The organism is Bartonella sp. B35(2025), assembly GCF_053794465.1.
On sequence record NZ_CP200035.1, the window covers coordinates 982,371 to 999,878 of the forward strand.

13 protein-coding genes and 1 tRNA gene are annotated in these 17,508 nt (G+C 34.1%); 3 read left to right on the plus strand and 11 right to left on the minus strand.

The genetic code is table 11. The features are described from left to right. Positions 1-115: 115 nt before the first annotated feature. On the minus strand, positions 116-754 hold the full coding sequence (gene chpT / locus V4P56_RS04105) for a histidine phosphotransferase ChpT (RefSeq protein WP_455481675.1): 639 nt from the start codon (positions 752-754) through the stop codon (positions 116-118). Between the two features lie 219 nt (positions 755-973). Here chpT and V4P56_RS04110 point away from each other — a divergent pair, with 219 nt between their 5' ends. Both V4P56_RS04110 and V4P56_RS04115 read left to right on the plus strand, forming a co-directional pair. After that, entirely contained in the window at positions 974-1,570 is a 597-nt protein-coding gene (locus tag V4P56_RS04110; protein ID WP_455481676.1) for a DUF1134 domain-containing protein, read from the plus strand. A 26-nt stretch (positions 1,571-1,596) separates the two neighbouring features. Then, positions 1,597-2,259 (plus strand): hypothetical protein, encoded by a 663-nt coding sequence (locus V4P56_RS04115; protein ID WP_455481677.1) that lies wholly within the window; start codon positions 1,597-1,599, stop codon positions 2,257-2,259. A 255-nt stretch (positions 2,260-2,514) separates the two neighbouring features. Here V4P56_RS04115 and V4P56_RS04120 read toward each other — a convergent pair whose 3' ends face one another. Continuing rightward, positions 2,515-3,633 carry a DegT/DnrJ/EryC1/StrS family aminotransferase gene (locus V4P56_RS04120; RefSeq protein ID WP_455481678.1) on the minus strand — a complete coding sequence of 373 codons (1,119 nt, stop codon included), beginning with the start codon at positions 3,631-3,633 and terminating at the stop codon, positions 2,515-2,517. Positions 3,634-3,682: 49 nt separating this feature from the next. Then, positions 3,683-4,639: a Gfo/Idh/MocA family protein gene (locus tag V4P56_RS04125; protein ID WP_455482656.1), complete on the minus strand. Its 957-nt coding sequence runs from the start codon at positions 4,637-4,639 to the stop codon at positions 3,683-3,685. A gap of 169 nt (positions 4,640-4,808) precedes the next feature. Between V4P56_RS04125 and V4P56_RS04130 the strand changes: the two genes are divergently transcribed. Beyond that, positions 4,809-4,885: transfer RNA gene (locus V4P56_RS04130), tRNA-Met, on the plus strand. Between the two features lie 1,502 nt (positions 4,886-6,387). On the opposite strand, the gene V4P56_RS04135 is transcribed toward V4P56_RS04130, so the two are convergent. The 8 genes from V4P56_RS04135 to xseA all read right to left on the minus strand — a co-directional run bounded on the left by V4P56_RS04135 (position 6,388) and on the right by xseA (position 17,460). Then, positions 6,388-7,173 (minus strand): ABC transporter ATP-binding protein, encoded by a 786-nt coding sequence (locus tag V4P56_RS04135; protein ID WP_455481679.1) that lies wholly within the window; start codon positions 7,171-7,173, stop codon positions 6,388-6,390. A gap of 1 nt (position 7,174) precedes the next feature. Beyond that, positions 7,175-8,044 (minus strand): ABC transporter ATP-binding protein, encoded by an 870-nt coding sequence (locus V4P56_RS04140; protein ID WP_455481680.1) that lies wholly within the window; start codon positions 8,042-8,044, stop codon positions 7,175-7,177. Next, complete coding sequence (nikC, locus tag V4P56_RS04145; RefSeq protein ID WP_455481681.1) at positions 8,037-8,966, minus strand: nickel transporter permease; 930 nt, start codon at positions 8,964-8,966, stop codon at positions 8,037-8,039. The genes V4P56_RS04140 and nikC overlap by 8 nt, the downstream gene beginning before the upstream one ends. A 2-nt stretch (positions 8,967-8,968) precedes the next feature. After that, positions 8,969-10,042, minus strand: a complete 1,074-nt coding sequence (locus tag V4P56_RS04150) for an ABC transporter permease (protein WP_455481682.1) — start codon at positions 10,040-10,042, stop codon at positions 8,969-8,971. Positions 10,043-10,146: 104 nt separating this feature from the next. Further along, positions 10,147-11,784 carry an ABC transporter substrate-binding protein gene (locus V4P56_RS04155; RefSeq protein WP_455481683.1) on the minus strand — a complete coding sequence of 546 codons (1,638 nt, stop codon included), beginning with the start codon at positions 11,782-11,784 and terminating at the stop codon, positions 10,147-10,149. Positions 11,785-12,142: 358 nt separating this feature from the next. Then, complete coding sequence (locus V4P56_RS04160; RefSeq protein ID WP_455481684.1) at positions 12,143-13,708, minus strand: ABC transporter substrate-binding protein; 1,566 nt, start codon at positions 13,706-13,708, stop codon at positions 12,143-12,145. Between the two features lie 1,459 nt (positions 13,709-15,167). Beyond that, positions 15,168-15,794, minus strand: coding sequence for a DNA-3-methyladenine glycosylase I (locus V4P56_RS04165; RefSeq protein ID WP_455481685.1), 627 nt, complete (start codon positions 15,792-15,794; stop codon positions 15,168-15,170). Continuing rightward, positions 15,772-17,460, minus strand: coding sequence for an exodeoxyribonuclease VII large subunit (xseA, locus tag V4P56_RS04170; RefSeq protein ID WP_455481686.1), 1,689 nt, complete (start codon positions 17,458-17,460; stop codon positions 15,772-15,774). The genes V4P56_RS04165 and xseA overlap by 23 nt, the downstream gene beginning before the upstream one ends. Positions 17,461-17,508: the final 48 nt, after the last annotated feature.

The window sequence follows — 17,508 nt, forward strand, 5'->3', positions numbered from 1 at the left end:
CATAAAAAGATCTCTTTTGCAGATAAAGTGTTATGGATTAGAAAATCTAAAACTACTATCCACTCATACAATCCTAATTCATCTTTTTAAAACGGCTTAAGCCATTTTATCTCGCTCAAAGATTCTTTACACTTTCTAAAATAATACAACCATCCGCTTTATCTATATTTATTTTCATAGCTGTCATCTCAGAAAGAAGCATTGTATAATAAAACTGTATTACATGAGCATCAATAAGTTCTTCTTGAAATTTTCCACTATATAACTCAACAAAATGAGATGGAATTCGTAAAATTTCACCATAGATCTCAAATCGAAAAGAACGTTTATTTTCATCCTGCAAAACCATAACAACTATTTCACCACCACGAGAAACTGTTGCATTTGCAATCAATAATAAATTAAGCAAAAGTTTAACTTCATCTTTTGGTAAAAATAAACCAGGGGCTTGCCACTTTAAAATTGCTTTTTCTTCTTTCATATATTGTTGAGCAACCTGCTCAGCAGAACGTATATCTATTTGACACCCCACTGCTCCTGAAAACCCGAAAGCCAACCGTGCAAATTGTAGACGTGCAGAAGCATTTGCAACAGACCAACGCACTAATTGCAAAGCATCTTCGTCAGATCCTCCTTCATCATAGAGCTCCATCGCATTTTGAATAGCACCAACAGGCGAAATTAAATCATGGCAGATACGGCTACAGAGCAAAGCAGCAAGATCGGTAGACTTTAAAGAAATAGCTAATGTCATAATTATTGATAACTCCCAGATTCAAAAATAAAATTTATTTTGAAGTAAAATTCTTAATATCTAATACATGCCTATATAGAACTTTAACAATTACGTTTAAAAAATTTAAAGAAATAAATTCAAGAATTTAAATAACTTTACACTTTTATTTTTTATTTGAATCAGATGAAAATCCTAATATTATCTTCTTGTTAGCAATTAATAAAAGGAAAAAATCCTATGACTTTCTCTCTTCTGTTACATTGGTATAAAAATATTGTACCTTTGATATTCCTTTTATTCGTCACCATCAACATTACATATGCTCAATCCATACCGATAGAGAAAAATGAACCACGTTATTCACTACAAGAAATTATTGATTCCGGTCACATTTTTTTTGGAAAAACAGCAAGTGGTATAGCAACCGCAATTGAAAATATCTTTTCGCAATACGGTTATCCAAATGCCTATATTTTAGGGGAAGAAGCTTCTGGTGCTTTTTTTGCAGGATTAACCTATGGTGAAGGACATATTTTTACCAAAAGCCATGGTCAGCATAAAATTTTTTGGCAAGGCCCTTCTGTAGGATGGGATTTTGGTGGTCAAGGTTCCCGTTTAATGATTTTAATTTATAATCTCAATAATATAAATAATTTATGGGGACGCTATGGTGGTATTTCAGGTTCAGCCTATTTAATTGCAGGTGTTGGTTTTCACGTCCTAAAACGCAATGACATCTTATTAATTCCAGTACGCACTGGAATTGGTGCACGCCTTGGAATCAATGTGGGATATTTAAAATTGACACACACACCAACATGGAATCCATTTTAAATGGATCCTCATTGAAAAGGAAATTTATGCTTATCCAATCATTTCTTTTTTTTATTCTCGGAATTGCTTTCACATCTTGGTTGTTAGTGCTTTTTTCCCCCCTTATTTGGCGCAAAGCTGTTTACTTTGCACATAAATTTGCTTCTGAACAAATTCCACTATCACTCACCGAAATACAAGCAAACCAGGATTTTTTCCGTGCTCAACATGCTATAGAATTAACCCGAAATGAACAGAAGTACAACTCTTTACAAGAAAAATACGCCCAACAGAAAATACAGCTTAGCCAAGTAAAAGAACAACTTTATCGATCAATATTGCCCACCCAATATGCTCCTGATTCTATTCATGAAAAAAATTCCATCATGATAAAAAACAAACAAAGTGATCCTGCAACAAATACATTCATAATGGCAATGGAAACTATGCATGAAAAAATCATACATTACCAGAAGCGTTTACAGAAAATTCATATCAATGAACTTAATACCGGTTCTGGCCAGCAGCTTTTGGATGAATTACGTGAAGAAATAAAAGAGTTAGCAGCAACATTAGCTGCCCAAATAGCTATACACGAATGCGAATCTTCACCTATCAACACATTGATTAAAAACTCTAAAAGCGAAAATGACTTAGCATCTCTTATCCATAAGAAAATAGCCAGTACTAAAAAAACACCTCTTAAATAATCTGCGTTATTTAAATAATCTCATATGAATATTTGAATTAGTATTAGTATTAACTGTATTTTTCGTCATACAATAAATTTATTATCGCATTAAAAGAAAAATAAGATAAACCTTTACATATGATCTATCCTCTTAATGAAATAGCTTCATATAATTTTTTCTTTGCTTTTTAAGCACTCCCTAAATATTTTTAAAGAAACAACTTAAATAAAGTGCACTATTAAAAAAACTTTTAAAAAAATAAAAATACTTATCTTAAGAATGATAAAAATCTCTTATTCGCTGAATAATCACATCCTGGTCACTTTGCGTCAAATAAGGATGCATAGGTAAACTTAAAACATAGTTTGCTAAAGATTCAGAAACAGAAAGAGAACCCTCTACATAAGGAAAGTGTTTATAAGCCGGTTGTTTATGCAATGGAGTTTTGTAATAAACCATTGTAGGAATAGAATTTTCCTGTAAATAACTCTTTAATTTATCACGATTTTCCACCTTAACAGTATATTGTGCATAAGCACAACGAATGCCCTCTCCTACTTCTGGAACTGTAATAATATCTTTTAAACTATTGGAATAATATTGAGCAATTTTTACACGCCTTTCTATCTCATCTTCAAAGATAACAAGCTTTTCTAACAAAATAGCAGCCTGAATGGTATCTAGACGTGAATTCAAACCAATGCGTACATTATCATATTGTGTTTCACCCTTACCATGAAACAGAATAGAACGTAAAAGTGCTGCCAAATCATCGTCATTTGTCATCATAGCACCTCCATCACCATAACACCCTAATGGCTTTGCAGGATAAAAGCTGGTTGCAGCAACATCACCAAAAGCTCCACACATAACATTATTACTTCTACCACCTATCGATTGAGCACTATCCTCAATAATCAAAAGATTCTCTTTTTTAGCTACTGCAGCAAGTTGTTTATAATTGGCAGGCAACCCAAATAAATCAACGGGAATTATCGCCTTTGGCCTGAGACGTCCCTCTTTTTTAACCATTGTGATAGCTTCGCAGAGTTTTTCAACGTCAATATTAAATGTATCAGGCATAACATCAACAAAAACAGGTTCAGCTCCTACTAAAACAACAACTTCAGCTGTTGCAGAAAACGTAAAGCTAGGACAAAAAACAGCATCACCTGGGCCAATATTTTTAGCCATAAGAGGCATCTTCAATGCATCAGTTCCATTGGCACACGCAACTACATGTTTAACATTGAGATAATCTGCCAGCCGCTCTTCAAATTCTGTTACTTTTGGCCCCAAAATATACTTACCACTGTCTACCACATGTGCAATTGCAGCATTAATTTTATCTGCAATACGCGCACGCTGAGCTCCAAGGTTGATAAATTGCATATTAACTCCATTGCTAATCACAATAATACAAAAATATTATTTATCTCTTTTATCTATAATAATTGATACCAGCAGCAGTTAAAATTCGTAAAACAGTAGCAGCATCATCACCATTTGTACGAGGTGATTGACGCGTTTTAATACAATAAAGAAAATGCTGCAATTCACGAGTAAGGGGCAAATCTTCATAAACATCAATATAACTCAGCTCATCAGTGCTAGAAGCCCACTCTTTACTTTCTTTCCAAACAGCAAAACGGTGAAATGCTAATTTACGACTCCACGGTTCCATATCATCAAAAACGAGCATAGCTTTTGTACCAACAACTGTTAAACGCCTTTCACGATAAGGACTAAGGCGTGAAGTAAACAGATGACTACGCATACCATTTGGAAAAGTCAAATGAATATGAAAAAAATCAGAGAGTTTATCAATCACAGCTGCTCCCTCTCCACGAATTTCAGAGGGTTCGCATTCTGTCAAAGCCAAAATCATTGAGAGATCATGAGGAGCAAGATCCCATAAAGCATCACTTTGTGTATGAAATTTTCCAAAACCTAATCGATGAGAATAAATATAACGTATATCACCCAACTTTCCTCCTACTACCAATTCACACATTTTTTCAAAAGCAGGGTGAAATCGTAAAATATGACCTACCATTAAAATACGTCCATATTCACTGGCAATTCGGATTTGATCTTCAGCATCAGAAACATTTAAAGCGATTGGCTTTTCAACAAAAACATCTTTACCATTTTTTATAGCATGCAGAACATTTTCTGTATGGAATTGAGGAGGTAACGCCAGCACCAACGCATCAATATCTTTATGGATAAAAAGATCTTTAGGTGCAATAGCTTCAACGCTATATAATTTTGCAAAGCTTGAAGCGCGCTCAACATCTATATCAGAGACTGCCGCTAAAGCTCCAAGATTATGAAGTGTTCGTATATGATTTTTACCCCAATACCCACAACCTAAGACCGCTACACGTGGCAACATTTTCATGCCTTCCCCTATTAATCATATAAAAAATACAGTTTTGTATACTCCATATCTAGGATAAAATGGAATGACAAGAGAAAAGCTTAAAAGCGACGCTTGACATCTTGCTGTTCTACCCCTTATATCCAGCAGAGATGAGATATTTTACATAATATTTATCCATTTTGGCGGAGTAGCTCAGTAGGTTAGAGCAGAGGAATCATAATCCTTGTGTCGGGGGTTCAAATCCCTCCTCCGCTACCACTTTCTTTTAAAATACTTTTTAAGTGTCTTACTGATAGCTATCGTAGTTCTTTACATAATTTATTATAGGTTTTTTACTAATTTACTCTTTCAGATAACTTTTTTAAGAAGTTTTAAAATTTATTTGGAGCCTTTGTATCTTTTTTGTAAGCGCTGCTTAAAAAAATTTCTTCCCTTATAATTCTGAAATAATAAGCCTCTTCTATGCATGTGCACAACCACATAAGCACTATTACTTTCTATTAATCATTTTTCTTTTCTATCTTTTTTAGCATATTATCCATTCCTCTATCTTTTACCCTAAACAAATTAAAATTAAGACCTGATAATATCCACCCGTAAAAGCCCTTTAAATACCACCATCAGTGCTTCACAATATCTCACTAAACAGTCATATATTAAATTATGAACATAAATGCTAAAAAATTAATGAAATATTCTTTATTCAAATATATAATTACTATTATATTTTACATGAAAATAATCTACTCATCTCTAAAATATCTATCTATTTTATATCCTTCCTGTAAGGCTAAAAAGGATAAGAACCGATGAAGTTTATAAGCCAAGAAAGTATTGAGATGTAAAAATCCCTTTATCTTATGCAGCTTCCATAATCAACATACCGTTTAGCATTTATTATAATATATACTTTTAAATTCAAAGTACTATGAATGAAAAGACAAAAATTGCCTTTAGAAATGACTATAATAATGTAATTGGATAATACCTAATAACAAAATTGTTAGAGAAAATTTAACAGTAATTACCCATGAATCTGAAAGATACAGTACTTTTGCAACAGATAGCAAAACTTGAAGCCTACAGTTTGTAAATATCTCTCTAAGCGAAACTAAATGATTCTAAAAAATATCAAAATAGTGAGATCAATTTTGTAAAATTGAATCTTCTTATTGAAAAAGATATCGAAGATATTGCAAACATATTAATTAGCACAATCAATCCTATAAACTCAAAGATCTACCCTGATATTCATTAAAAAATAAAAAAATTAAGGAAAAAACAAAGATATTAGAATGATATCTAATAGTATTTTTACATTAACTACAACTACAAATCATTTTATTTTAAAAAATAGAGTAAAAATTATAAAAGGAAAAAAGTACTCTTTTATTCAAATAACTATAATTTATGATTGAAAAATTCTCATAAAATTCCTCTTTTTCTAGAACTATAACATAGCATTTTATAGACACATAAAAACAAAGATAAACAAGAATAAAACATATGCCATAAAATAATCAAAAATATTTTTCATAAAAGAAATATAATAACTATATTTAAAAAACGACATATCCTACAGTTTATATTATAAACCATACGACATGATGTAATAGCAAGAAAACTTAACAATATGAGCAGCAAAATCCTGTTATTAAAGCTTACTGGTAGAATTTTCTGATACAATAAAAATAAACGAATCTTACATCTTAGAAACAACAACCAAAAGCGGAAAAAACTTCACTATCTTGCTATATAACCTACCACACTCTTTCTTCTCTATAAGCAATAGGTTCAATACTGGTTTCAAAAAACCTTTTAGTATAATCGTTTTTTGCACGTAAATTGCGCAAATCATTATTGCTGAGCTCTTCAAGAATAACTCCTCGATGCATAATACCAACACGTTCACATATATGAGCAATAACAGAAAGATCATGTGATACCATCAAGTAAGTTAATTGCTTTTCTTTCCGCAATGATCTTAATAAATTCAAAATTTCAGCCTGTACAGATACATCCAATGCAGATGTTGGCTCATCAAGCAATAAAACTTCTGGCTCAATAATTAAAGCCCGCGCTAAAGCGATACGCTGACGCTGCCCTCCAGATAACTCATGTGGATAACGATAAAGAAATGAAGAATCTAAACCAACAGAATACAAAACATTGTGCACCCGTTCTTTTTGATTATCCATATGATGAATTGCAAGCGATTCTGAAAGGACAGTATGCACCATTTTTCTTGGATGAAGTGAGGCATAGGGATCTTGAAAAACCATTTGAATGCGACGCAAAAAAGCTTTGCTTTTTTTTTGCAATACTTTTTCTCCGTCAAAGATAAAATTTCCACTATGATAGGGAACAAGCCCCACTAATGCATTCAAAATTGTTGATTTTCCACATCCTGATTCACCAATTAAACCGTAAGCTTCACCGCATTTAATATGGAAATTAACATTTTTAATGACTGTTACTGCCTTGTTTCCACGCCCAAAGGTCACAGATAAATCAGAAACATTAACAATATTTTCACAATTTGTCATATTAAGCTCTTTCAACACCATTAACAATCGTGGGACCATTTAGCCAACTGGGATCTCGTTCAAGAACAGCTAAAACATCAACTGGTTTATCAAGCCGTGGCAAACTATCTAATAGAGCTTTGGTATAAGGATGACATGCACGCGATAAATCACACGCAGGCAATTCTTCTAATATGCGCCCAGCATACATTACCAAAACACGATCACAGAAATCAGCAATCATATTTAAATCATGACTAATAAAAATAAGTCCTGCTCCAGACTTTGTTACAAGTTCATCTAATACTGATAAAACCTGACATCTTACAGTGATATCAAGTGCAGATGTTGGTTCATCTGCAATAATTAAATCAGGCTGTGGAATAAGCATCATAGCAATCATAACTCGCTGCCCCATTCCACCTGATATTTCATGAGGAAATAGCTGCATAACATGTTCAGAGTTGCGAATATGAACAGATTCTAACATCATAATCGCCCTTTCACGCGCCTCCATTTTTGAAACATGATGATGAATACGGTAAGCCTCTATGATCTGATCCCCAATCCGTGCCAATGGGTTAAGCGAATATTTAGGATCTTGTAGAATCATTGAAATACGTTTCCCCCGAATAGTCCGCATCTGAGCTTCACTTGCGCTCAATAAATCAATACCATCGAAACACATTTTTTGGGCTTTAACAATTGCCGATCTTGGATTTAGTTTCAAAATCGCACGCCCAGTCATGGATTTTCCTGATCCTGACTCTCCAACAATCCCAATTTTTTCTTTTCCTACAGAAAAACTAACACCGCGCACAGCTTCTAAAACACCACGAGGTGTGGGAAAAGAAACGCGTAAATCTTCTATCTTCAATAATTTTTTATCCATTACGCGAATCCAATATATCACGAAGCCCATCGCCTAAAAGATTAAAACCAAGACTTGTTAGCAGTATTGCGCAACCTGGTATCGCTGCTAACCACCAGTTTGTCATCATAAATTCACGACCTGTCGAGAGCATGACACCCCACTCAGGATCCGGTGGTTGAGCACCTAATCCTAGAAAACCAAGTCCTGCAGCTGTCAAAATAATCCCAGATATATTCAATGTTAACCAAACAACCACTGATGGAATACACATCGGTATTACATGCAATAAAATAATCCGCCAAGCAGACGCACCTTGTAAATATACTGCTAAAACATAATCAGAGGAACGTATAGTTAAAGTTTCAGCACGTGCTAAACGTGCTATTGGTGGCCATGCTGCAATTGAAATTGCAATTGCAGCATTTTCAATCCCTGGTCCTAAAGCTGCTGAAAAAGCAAGTGCTAAAATTAAACCTGGAAAAGCGAGGAAAATATCAACTATACGCATAAAAATAGTATCAACCCATCCCCCTACATAACCAGATATAGTACCAACAATAAGTCCTATTGGTCCTACAATAACTGTAGTTAAAAAAACAATATAAAGGGTAATACGTGCTCCAAAAACTAAACGACTAAAAATATCACGCCCCAATTCATCTGTGCCAAAATAATGCTGCATAGATGGTGGCTGCAGCCGCTGAGAAAGGTCAGCGCTTAAAATATCATGAGTAGCAATCCAAGGAGCAAAAATTGCACACAAGATAACAACAAAAACAATGGACATCCCTGATAAAGCTGAAAAATTATGAAAAACCCTGATCAATGTATGATAGAATTTCTGTATATTTGCTTGAATTGCTGATTGTGGAATAGATTCATTCAACCAGCATCTTAAAGAAGATAATAAATATAGTTTATTATTATTAGTTGTTATCATATTCAACGTGTCCTTGGGTCTAAAATGCGATAAAGTAAATCAGAAAATAAATTGATGGCGACAAAGAAAAATCCCACGAGCAAAGTACACCCTACAACTACATTCATATCTCCCGCTAAAAGAGCACTAGTTAAATAGCGACCAAAACCAGGCAAAGCAAAAATTGTTTCTGTTAAAACAGCACCCTCTAATAAGAAAGCATAAGAAAGTGCGATTATAGTAATAATCTGAACAGAAATATTACGAAAAGCATGCCTCCAAACTGTTCGCATCCACGATAATCCTTTAACACGTGCGGTAATGATATATTCCTGATTCAGCTGTTCAAGCATAAATCCACGAGTCATACGACTAATATAAGCCATAGAACCAAAAGCAAGAATTAAGGCTGGCATAATAATATGGCTAAAAACATTCCTAAAAGCTTCCCATTGCCCTTGCATAGCAGTATCCCAAAGAAAAAAGCCTGTTTTAACTTCAAAAGAATATTCATAGATAAAATCAATCCGCCCCGGAGAACCAATCCAATTAAGTTTAACATAAAACACCAACAATGCCATCAACCCAAGCCAAAAATTTGGTGTTGAATAACTAATCAGTGTAAAAATACGGACAAAATAATCAATAAATGAATCACGATACATTGCTGCAAAAACACCTAATGGAATACCAAAGCCCGTACCAATAATAATGGCAACTGTCGCAAGCTCTGCCGTTGCAGGAAATACACGTGCAATATCCACCAAAACAGGACGCCCCGAGGTTAAAGAATCCCCAAGATCCAACATAAAAACATTTTTAAGGTAATTCCAATATTGGACGATCAATGGTTGATCAAAACCCAATTTATAAAACATTGCATCATAGGCTTCTTGACTAACATTTTCACCAAGGATGGAGAGAATGGGATCTAAAGGAAGAATACGACCAATAAAAAAAGTGATCGTCACCAAACCAAGCAATGTAATAAAAACTGATATCAGTAGCCTAAGTACCTTGAAAAAAAAATCCAACAAGGGTAGATTTTTCTTTTCCTGTAATGTTGTACTCCCCACCTTTGAAAATGGTAAAGCCATTGTAATAATCCCCTTTATACTTACGATACTCAAGCCTAACATCTGTGTTCAGGCAATTAAATAAATTTAATCAGACATTATTTGTAACATGCTTACACTTATTTTTATATTTCATCCTTTTGTATCTCATTATAGTAAATCCTATAGCTATTCCAAACCCATTTTTTTACTCTAGATCCCATACCAACGATATAGTATGTCTGAAATAAGTAAACCATAGGACCATGTTCAAGCATATAAAACTGTAAATCACGATATTGCTTAAGACGTTTATTTTGATCTTTCTCAAACCAAGCATCCATCACCATTTTATTAGCTTTTTCATCATAATAACCAGCACGCAAAGCCAAGTACATACCATGCTTTTGAGTACAAGTTGGATCAGGATTAAAAATACTATGTAGTGAAGATGGGTGTCCATCAGGATCAGCTGAATTCCATCCCATAATGGCCATATCATAATTTCCATTACGAACACGACTTAATAATTGAGCTTTTGTCATTTTTTCAATTGTAATCTTAATACCAATTTTGCGTGCATTTTCTTGGATAGATTGCGCAACAGGCGACATATAAGAAACAGTACCAATCAAAAGATTAACCTCAAAACCATTAGAATATCCTGCTGAATTTATTAACTGTTTTGCCTTTTCTAAGTTTAGCTCAAAGGGCAATCCCTCTTTTTCATCCAAAGCGCCTGGTACACCCAATGGCATATAACTTGCACGTGGAATTGCAATACCTTGTAAAACAGTTTTGCCAAGATTGTCATAATCAACCAGATAACGTAATGCTAACCTCACCTTTTCATGAGATAATACTGCATGCCTATTATTCAGTGACAGATAAATAGATTGCGGACGTAAAACACGAGCAATTTTAATTTCCCCATTCTTTTTTTCAAGATCTAAAATATCCTCAGAAGAGAGATCACGAGCTATATCTACATCGCCCTTTTCTAAAAGAAACCTCTGGCTCATGGGTTCAGCCACATGGAGGATCATAATTCGCTTAGTTTTTTGCACATCTCCCCAATAATATTGCGTAGCTTGTAACACAACCCGATCTCTTGGAACCCAACGTACCAATTTATAAGGACCAACACAAGCCGAGTGAGTAGCCAAATATTTATTCCCCATATCACCATCAACACTGTTTGCCTCAAGTGTTTGCCGATCGAGTAACGCAGACGAATAAGATTGCCCAATTACAGTTAAAAACAAAGATATCGGATAAGGTTTATCAAGTTTTATTTGTAAAGTTGTGTCATCAAGAGCTTTAATATTTGTTTCAACATTTTCTTCATTAAAGCCATAGTTTATAAAAGACTGAGCATAACTATATCCTAATTTAACAATCCGCTGCATTGACCAAGCAAGATCATATGCTGTTGCCTTTCTTCCATCATCAAATCTTAAATTATGTCGCAGATGAAAAACTATTGTTTTACCATCATCCGAAACATCCCAAGATTGAGCCATAGCAGGACGAACTTTTGTAGCATCATGCTGATCAAAATGTACCAACGCACTGCACATATTCATTAATAATTCACTCGTTACAACTTCAAGAGCCTTTGCGGGATCAAAACTGCTAATTGCATCAATGTCCCACGCCATCACTAATGTATCTTTGGATGGCGCACTCAAAGCAAACGACATGAAGATACTCAAGAAACTAATTAACCCAAATGAAATATAAAAGCTTTTAAATATTCTTTTTATTTTTATCTTATTTTCCATATTTTTATTTTGAACTCTCCTGTATGAATACAGCAACTATAATTTTCTTTACTCGCTTTTCTATTATAAAAAAACTATAATATTCCTCTTAATTGCCACCATACGATCAAGATGACAGTTTAATTAATAAACTTAAGCATTTTTGGCATATAATATGCGTCCCATTATTATCACTTTAACACAAAGAAATTATACTTTGAATAAACGATAATTTATACGACGCTATATTCCAAATTTCTAAGATATTCTGATAGGGAGCATGATTTTGCAGTTTTAGTGACTCAAATGAAAAAAATCTTCTTATCACTCATCCCATTATCATGCTCGACTTTAGTATTTTATATTAATTAACACACATTTATTTTTCAATTAAATTATAGAAGATATTTGGTCCACTATTCCAAACCCACTTTTTAATGGACGGTCCAACAGATATTTTGCTATATTTTTGAAAAATAAAAGCGTAGGGTCCTTTTTGCATAAGTTCACGCTGCAAATGCTCATATTTTTCTATTCGTTTTTGTGGATCTTTCTCGAATAAAGCATCTTCAACTTTTTGATTCATATCTGCATCAAAATACCCATGCTGCCAACTAGGATAAGCTGTATTTTTAGCTTCTAACCGATTATCAGGGTTGGCAATAACACGTGAAGCCATCGTATGAGGATCCGCTGAGTCATTATTCCATCCAACAAAAATTGTATCAAAGGCACGAGCATTAAGTTTTGAAAACAACTGTGAACCGACTAGACGTTCAATTTTAAAACGAACTCCCACCTTTTCTGCATTATCTTGAATCGACTGAGCAAGCACCAAAGTATAAGGAGATGCTGACACTAAAAAATTTGCTTCAAACCCTTCTGGATAGCCCGCCTCAGTTAAAAGCTGCTTAGCTTTTTGAATATCTAATTTAAAAGGCTGACCTTCTTTTTCATCCAAAGCTCCTAAAACACCGATAGGGATAAAACTTGCACGCATGATAGCACTATCCTTCAGTATTGTCTTTTCCAAACCATCATAATCGATAAGATAACGCATAGCCAACCGTACTTTTTCATTAGCAAAAATAGGGTTTGTCACATTAAATCCCCAATACATCATAGAAGGTACCAGAACCTTTTCAACCCTGATATCCGTAGTCGCTTGAAGATCTGCTGAATCATCAGGTGTTAAGTCACGTGCTACATCAATATCTTGCTTTTGCAACAATAAGCGCTGTGTACTTGGCTCAGAAACATGGCGAATGAGAATCTTCTTTAGTTTGGGTGCCTCACCCCAATAATGAAGATTAGCATGTAGTAAAACTCCTTCGCCAGGACGCCAACTTTTCAATTGATATGGCCCAACACAAGCAGCATGAGTAGTTAAGTACCGATTTCCTAAATCACCATCTTTTTCATGTTTCATAATCGTTTCACGATCAAGCAACATAGTGCTATTACTAGAAATAACATGACCAAGAAGCAGTGTATCAGGATAAGGCTTATCAAATTTCATTACTACAGTTTTATCATCTGGTGCTTGAATAGCACCATCAACTGTTTGTTCTGTAATACCATAATCAATAAATATAGCTGCACCAGCCATCTTCAATTTTATAGCTCGTTTTATGCTCCAAACAAGATCATCAGCACGAGCAGGACGACCATCAAAAAATTTCAAATCATCACGTAAATGAAAAATGATTGTTGTACTATTATCATCTTTCAAAATATCCCAACTCTTTGCTAGCCGTGGCACTAGTTTAGTTACTTCATTTGGAGCTGAACCAACCAGAGTATCACAAACATTGTTAATAATTTCACTGCTGTATACATCATTCAATTGTGCAGGATCCAATGAAGAAATTGCATCAAGATTCCAAGCCATCACAAGTGTATCAGCAGGTGTTTTTGCTGGAACCTGCTTTATAAATATACCCATAGCAATAAACGCAGAAATAAAAGAACCACTTCCTTTCAATATTTTTTTCTCGAGCTCATAAATTTTCCTTCTTAATGTTATTGTATCAATTAATTATTTTGGAATAACACTGTACACTTGCAACAAAAAAACTAAGCAAACACATTTTAACCCTCTTGTACATGATAGCTATTCCCTTCTTAATTTACTCACTTATATTGCAATAAAACCCATAAAACACACAATACACCTTCAATCGACCAACTTACATTAGCATTACGACATCTTCTTACTTACAGTAATAAGCTATATCTAATCGTCAAAATGTAAGCCATAAGCAAAGTCATCATGTGGAAATTCACAAATTTACCATCTCCTTAAACCATATTTAAAATACAATGTACAAACTTCAAAAATAACCGCACCCCTTCAGATACATAATTCCAAGGTATATATTCAATTTACCACATTATCATGGCCGAATTGGGCAGTCAGTAAAACATAAAAATACCCCCCTCTAAAACACTGTACTCAGAAAAAGCTATTTGTTTTTTGAAAAATAATAAAATGAAACCACTCTCTCTTCATTTACAGTATCAAGAAATTTACTGAAGATAAAATTACTATAAGAATTACCCACCTCTCTAAATGACATCTTCTTACAGATACCACAATTTACAGATACTACAATTAATAAGAGAGAGTATAACAAAACATACTCTATTTATTGATAAAAACAGAATTTATCATATTGATTCCCACCTCAAAAAACACAATTAGCTATAAATCTCTCTTAATTTGATGCCTAGCACTGCTTCACGCCTAAAGATCTATCATCGCATCCAAGATTTTATTTTAAATGACAAACGAGGAATCTAACTAAGAAATGCAGTAAATAGAAGCCTACCCAAGTTTTAAAGCACTAAAGCTCACACACAATAAAGTTGCTTCCTAAGGATGAAATTACCAAATAATAAAATTTAACACAAGAACCATAAATAATTTAGTATCGATTGTCCATACTACTATTTTATTCATAAATATTTAATAGTAGGATGCTATAAAATTTACATTCAGTAAAAACTGAACCAAACATATTCTATTAAATTTTAATAAATGAAACAACACACATAAGTACTTCAAATCAATAAACTGAAAATCTCCTTACTTTCATTGATAATTATCGTAGAATATCTATTTTTCTTTCTTATAATTATTTTAAATAAAAAAATAATAGACACAGATTATTCAAAACAAACATAACAATAATAACTATAGAAATAAATAGTATATAATTTTTTGCTTGTTTTTAAATTATATCGCTACACCCATTAAAATCAGTTCAACATTCTTTACTGCATTTAAAAGAAATTATTAAATAAAATAAGTAAATTAAATTATCAAAATCCCCATCCTTATTCTTTTATTGCTTCATGCAATAATATAGCTATCCCCTTATAGAAAAAGGATCTTTATAAATTTAACGACAAAAACACCCTTCAAGATGATCATTCACAATTCCTATTGCCTGCATAAAAGCGTAACAAATTTTAGGGCCAACAAATGTCCAACCACGTTTTTTTAAATCTTTAGCAAGACGAAGAGAAGAAGGTGTAACAGGATTGTTCTGTAGTGTTTGAAAATTTATCTTTTCAAAGCGCTCAGATTTTGGAGGCTGAAAAGACCAAAAATAACGAGATAAACTACCCCATTCTGCTACTATTTCCTGCGCTTTGAAAGCATTATTAACCACTGATTGAATTTTACCTTGATGGCGAACAATACTTTTATTCAACATTAATATTTTGATTTTTTCCTCATTATAACAAGTAATTTTTTCGAAATCAAAATAGTCAAAAGCTTGGCGAAAATGAGAGGTCTTTTTTAAAATTGTCAACCAAGAAAGCCCTGCCTGAAAACTTTCAAGACAAATTTTCTCAAATAAACGATGATCATCAAAAATAGGTTTTCCCCATTCATAATCATGATAAATACAATAAAGCGGATCAGTTCCTGCCCATGAACAACGAACTTTTCCATCCGCACCCATAAGAAGCCCTTCATCAAGCACTAAATTTACTGTATCAAAAGAGTGTTCCTTGACCATCTTGCTTCGATTTTATTCGTTTATATTTTGCAGATTGATTGAGATCATGGCCATGTGCCAAAACGCTGATTTCACCATCAAAAAAGCGTAAATTTATCACACCTGTTTCAGGAAACTGAACTAATCGTTTAATGGGTTTTTTATCCTGCCCCAAAGCTAAAACAAAGCCGCGCTCTAAAATATTTTGATACGAAGTGCTTCTTAAAATCCTGTATATTGTTTCTATCTGGGTACATTTTTTTTCAATATTGCGCAAAAAAGTACGACGAAAACGCACTGTATATTCCTTTGCATTGTGTTGTGCCTTCTCAATATTTAATAAACGTGGAGAAAGACGCACGCTAACCGCATGAAAACAAAAATGTTTTTTATCATAGCCTACATAAAGAGCACGTTGTAATCGGCTTGAAATTTCATCAAAACTTTTTTGTGCTTTTTCAATATTTAATAAACGTGGAGAAAGACGCACGCTAACCGCATGAAAATAAAAACATTTTTTATTATAGCCTACATAAAGAGCACGTTGTAATCGACTTGAAATTTCATCAAAACTTTTTTGTGCTTTTTCAATATTTAATAAACGTGGAGAAAGACGCACGCTAACCGCATGAAAACAAAAATGTTTTTTATCATAGCCTACATAAAGAGCACGTTGTAATCGGCTTGAAATTTCATCAAAACTCCGCCGAGGCAAAGCAAAGAGCTGATCAGAGGTAGGAAGTCTCCGCACCAATGCATACAATCTTTGTTGATGAAAATCAAAATAACGAACTATTCCTGTACGTAAACGTGCACTAAATGATGCTACTTGCACTTCGAGATCAAGCTTAACGGGAACAGCCCGTTCTGCTGCACCTGTGGGAGTTGGAGCACGCCAATCAGCAACATAATCAATCAAAGTCCAATCCGTTTCATGCCCAACAGCAGAGATAACCGGAAGAGAAGATGTGTAAACAGCACGAACAACAGCTTCATCATTAAACCCCCACAAATCTTCTAAGCTTCCCCCTCCCCGCGCAACAATAATAAGATCAGGCTTAGGAATAATACCTCCCAGAGGCAACGCATTAAAACCCTCAATAGCAGCAGCTACTTCCCGACCACTTGTTTCCCCCTGAACTCGTACAGGCCAAACTAAAATATGCAATGGAAAACGATCTGATATACGATGAATGATATCGCGGATAACAGCGCCTGTTGGTGATGTTACAACACCTATAACTCGTGGCATATAAGGCAAAGGCTTTTTCTTTGTTGGATCAAACAAACCTTCATCTTCAAACTTTTTTTTACGATTTTCTAAAAGTTGCATCAAAGCGCCAACTCCTGCTGGCTCGAGAGCTTCAATGATAATTTGATATTTCGATGATCCTGGATAAGTCGTAAGTTTACCTATAGCAATCACTTCCATCCCTTCTTCAGGAGGAAATTTGAGTTTTTTCATCACTCCACGCCAAATAACAGCCTCTAACCGAGCTTTATCATCTTTTAAGGCAAAGTAGGCATGACCTGAATCATGAGCACCACGATAACCTGATATTTCTCCACGTACTCGCACATAACCAAATTTTTCTTCAACAACGCGCTTTAAAGCCCCTGCTATTTCAGAAACACTAAATTCTACTACATTTGTAGCAACTGTTTTTTCAAAAAATAAATTCGTCATTTTTTTTCAATTCACGGGCTTTGAAATATTCACTCCTAAAATCCACAC

Excerpts from the sequence above, each read along its gene's own strand:
- V4P56_RS04120 (WP_455481678.1), bottom strand. The coding sequence starts at position 3,633 with ATGCAATTTATCAACCTTGGAGCTCAGCGTGCGCGTATTGCAGATAAA.
- V4P56_RS04125 (WP_455482656.1), bottom strand. The coding sequence starts at position 4,639 with ATGTTGCCACGTGTAGCGGTCTTAGGTTGTGGGTATTGGGGTAAAAAT.
- nikC (WP_455481681.1), bottom strand. The coding sequence starts at position 8,966 with ATGATAACAACTAATAATAATAAACTATATTTATTATCTTCTTTAAGA.
- V4P56_RS04110 (WP_455481676.1), top strand. The coding sequence starts at position 974 with ATGACTTTCTCTCTTCTGTTACATTGGTATAAAAATATTGTACCTTTG.
- xseA (WP_455481686.1), bottom strand. The coding sequence starts at position 17,460 with ATGACGAATTTATTTTTTGAAAAAACAGTTGCTACAAATGTAGTAGAA.
- V4P56_RS04115 (WP_455481677.1), top strand. The coding sequence starts at position 1,597 with ATGCTTATCCAATCATTTCTTTTTTTTATTCTCGGAATTGCTTTCACA.
- V4P56_RS04150 (WP_455481682.1), bottom strand. The coding sequence starts at position 10,042 with ATGGCTTTACCATTTTCAAAGGTGGGGAGTACAACATTACAGGAAAAG.
- chpT (WP_455481675.1), bottom strand. The coding sequence starts at position 754 with ATGACATTAGCTATTTCTTTAAAGTCTACCGATCTTGCTGCTTTGCTC.
- V4P56_RS04165 (WP_455481685.1), bottom strand. The coding sequence starts at position 15,794 with ATGGTCAAGGAACACTCTTTTGATACAGTAAATTTAGTGCTTGATGAA.
- V4P56_RS04135 (WP_455481679.1), bottom strand. The coding sequence starts at position 7,173 with ATGACAAATTGTGAAAATATTGTTAATGTTTCTGATTTATCTGTGACC.
- V4P56_RS04160 (WP_455481684.1), bottom strand. The coding sequence starts at position 13,708 with ATGGGTATATTTATAAAGCAGGTTCCAGCAAAAACACCTGCTGATACA.
- V4P56_RS04140 (WP_455481680.1), bottom strand. The coding sequence starts at position 8,044 with ATGGATAAAAAATTATTGAAGATAGAAGATTTACGCGTTTCTTTTCCC.
- V4P56_RS04155 (WP_455481683.1), bottom strand. The coding sequence starts at position 11,784 with ATGGAAAATAAGATAAAAATAAAAAGAATATTTAAAAGCTTTTATATT.